This is a genomic window from Okeania sp., from assembly GCF_983059655.1.
Genome location: NZ_CEZPJD010000875.1, coordinates 1 through 3,180, shown reverse-complemented (window position 1 = coordinate 3,180; position 3,180 = coordinate 1). Strand labels below are relative to the sequence as shown.

The following is a 3,180-nucleotide window of genomic DNA, read 5'->3' as shown; positions in this document are numbered from 1 at the left end:
TCCGAGCATGGATGGCCCCTCAAGATCAACCACATCAAAACTTTATATTCCCTGAGGAGGTTCTACCACGTGGTAACGCTCTCTAATTCTTCCATGATGGGAGGTCGCGATATCGAGTCCACCGGTTTTGCATGGTGGTCTGGAAACGCCCGTCTGATCAATCTATCCGGTAAACTGCTAGGCGCTCACGTTGCTCACGCAGGTCTCATCGTGTTCTGGGCAGGAGCAATGACTTTATTTGAAGTTGGTCATTTTGTTCCAGAAAAGCCTATGTACGAACAAGGCTTAATCCTAATGCCCCACGTTGCTACTTTAGGCTGGGGTATAGGTCCCGGTGGTGAAGTAACAGATATATTTCCATACTTTGTAGTAGGTGTTTTGCACCTAATTTCATCTGCTGTTCTTGGTTTAGGCGGTATTTATCATGCCGTTCGTGGTCCAGAAACTCTCGAAGAATATTCTTCTTTCTTTGGATATGACTGGAAAGATAAGAACCAGATGACTAACATCATTGGTTACCACTTAATCCTATTAGGTTGTGGTGCGTTGTTGTTGGTATTCAAGGCCATGTTCTTTGGTGGTGTCTATGATACTTGGGCACCAGGTGGCGGTGATGTTAGGGTGATTGCTAACCCTACTCTCGATCCTTCTGTTATTTTCGGTTATCTACTCAAAGCACCTTTTGGTGGTGAGGGCTGGATCATCGGTGTTAACAACATGGAAGATATCATTGGCGGTCATATCTGGATCGGTCTGATTTGTATCTTTGGTGGTGTTTGGCATATTCTAACTAAGCCTTTCGGTTGGGCACGTCGCGCTTTCATCTGGTCTGGAGAGGCTTATCTTTCCTACAGTTTGGGCGCTCTATCCTTAATGGGTTTGATTGCTGCGTGTTTCGTATGGTTTAACAACACTGCTTATCCTAGCGAATTCTACGGTCCAACTAATGCTGAAGCTTCTCAAGCTCAGTCTTTTGTATTCCTAGTCCGTGACCAAAAGTTAGGTGCTAACATTGGTTCTGCTCAAGGTCCAACTGGTCTTGGTAAGTATCTGATGCGTTCTCCTACTGGTGAAATCATCTTCGGTGGTGAAACAATGCGTTTTTGGGACTTCCGTGGTCCTTGGTTAGAGCCTCTTCGTGGTCCTAACGGTCTAGACTTGAATAAATTAAAGAACGATATTCAGCCTTGGCAAGTACGTCGTGCTGCTGAGTACATGACTCATGCTCCTAACGGTTCCATCAACTCTGTAGGTGGCATTATCACTGATATTAACGGGTTCAACTATGTTAACCCTCGTGCTTGGTTAGCTGCAGCTCACTTCATTCTTGGCTTCTTCTTCTTAATTGGTCACTTATGGCACGCAGGACGCGCTCGTGCTGCTGAAGGTGGTTTTGAGAAAGGTCTTGACCGTGAAACAGAGCCAGTACTATCTATGCCTAACCTAGACTAATATCTAGTTACTGTAGGTTACTGATAGCTAAATTTATTTAAGAACCTCGCCAAATATCCGGTGAGGTTCTTATTTTTTTTCTTTTTTTCTATTTACAATGAAACCATACCAAAAAATTAAAATTAAAGAATGTCACGAACCACTCATCCCAATTCCCTTAGAAAAATTTGCCACTGAATCACCCCATCCTTATCAAAAATTAGGCGCACCTTATCATTTATCTCCAGCAAATTCACCTTATTTTTTACGTCAAAAAGTATTAGATAGTTTGATGGCAGCTCAAACAAAACTACAAACAAAATATCCCAGTTGGCACATTCAAATATTTGATGCTTATCGCCCTATTGCTGTACAACAATTTATGGTAGATTACACTTTTGCAGAAACAGTAAAAGCTGAAGGTTTAACATTAGATAGTCCGGAGCTGACAGAAGCAAAACGTCAAAAAATTTTAGAGTTAGTTTATCAGTTTTGGGCTGCTCCTAGTCTAGACCCCGCTACCCCACCACCTCATAGTACGGGTGCTGCTGTGGATGTAACTTTAGTGGATGCTAATGGCAAAACTGTTGATATGGGTTCTCCTATTGATGAGTTGTCTCCACGCTCTTATCCTAATCATTTTTTTGATAGTCAAAATGAGGAAGATCGGGAGTATCATCAACATCGACAGTTATTGGCAGAAGTAATGTTATCGGTGGGGTTTCAGCAACATCAAGATGAATGGTGGCATTTTTCTCTGGGCGACCAAATGTGGGCTTGGTTGACAAGTCAGGAGAATGATGAAGGTGAGGTTGTGGCAAGGTATGGACGAGTACATTGAAATAGTTATCATACCATTTTGATAAATGTTTGCTACAAATAGCTAGGGTATTTCTTAGAATCCAGAATTTCCTACGGAATGCTCCGCAAACAGAATTCAGGAGTCAGAATGAATAGATTTAATGCCAGTTTTTATCTCGTAAATCCTCATTTTTTGTCAAAGAAAATTTCCCGCAAAATCCTTTTATTGCACTTATTATTCGTAACATTCTTTTTTGAAATTGGTATAGTGTTTTCAAATGAGATGTAAATATAGATTGATGTTTTTTCTAATAAAAAAAGCGCTGTTTTGAGTCCATTATATCCTTGTATTTATTACTATTTAATGCTGTTTTCCCTTCTTTACTATTCCCTATTCCCTCCATACCTTTTTCATAGCACTTGGTTTCCACATTCCAGATAAAAACACTATATCAGTAGTAATTTCAGGGAATTATTTCAAATCATCTCAATTACTTTTTTCGTCGATCAAATTCCGAGTAAATAATTAGGGTTTGTTGAAAAAGTCTTATAGGTAAGGGTAGGAGACAGGATACAGGAGAAAACCCACCCCTAACCCCTCCCAGGAGGGGAGGGCTGTTTCATTCTCAATAGACGCGGGGACGCACCAGATACACCAGACACGGGGATAGAGGCTTTTAAGCGACGTTGAACTAAATATTTTCTCAGAGCTTAACGACGCTTATTAGCTGAAAAATCGGCAAATTTTGACAAATTTTACTGTTTAACTATGCCATAATCTCCCGTTCTCCCGCTCACTGTTAATCTACAAGACTTTGAAACAGCCCTGCTCCCAGGAAGGGAAGACAGGAGGAACGGGGAATTATAGAGGAGCTAGGAGGAAGAATAATCCCTTGATTATAGCGCTTTTCACATGGATAGACTACAGTTAGTATGGGCAACCCAAAA

Annotated in this window: 2 protein-coding genes; both read left to right on the top strand. The window is 41.1% G+C overall.

Annotated elements, in window-relative coordinates:
• The first annotated feature begins 69 nt into the window (after positions 1–69).
• The gene (psbC, locus tag AC3DU7_RS29625; RefSeq protein ID WP_488042829.1) at positions 70–1,452 is read left to right on the top strand and encodes a photosystem II reaction center protein CP43; all 1,383 of its coding nucleotides are present in this window, start codon (positions 70–72) and stop codon (positions 1,450–1,452) included.
• A gap of 97 nt (positions 1,453–1,549) precedes the next feature.
• The gene (locus tag AC3DU7_RS29620; RefSeq protein ID WP_488042828.1) at positions 1,550–2,272 is read left to right on the top strand and encodes a M15 family metallopeptidase; all 723 of its coding nucleotides are present in this window, start codon (positions 1,550–1,552) and stop codon (positions 2,270–2,272) included.
• Positions 2,273–3,180: the final 908 nt, after the last annotated feature.

Bases quoted from the DNA above. Each gene is read 5' to 3' on its own strand.
- AC3DU7_RS29620 (WP_488042828.1), top strand. From the start codon at position 1,550: ATGAAACCATACCAAAAAATTAAAATTAAAGAATGTCACGAACCACTC.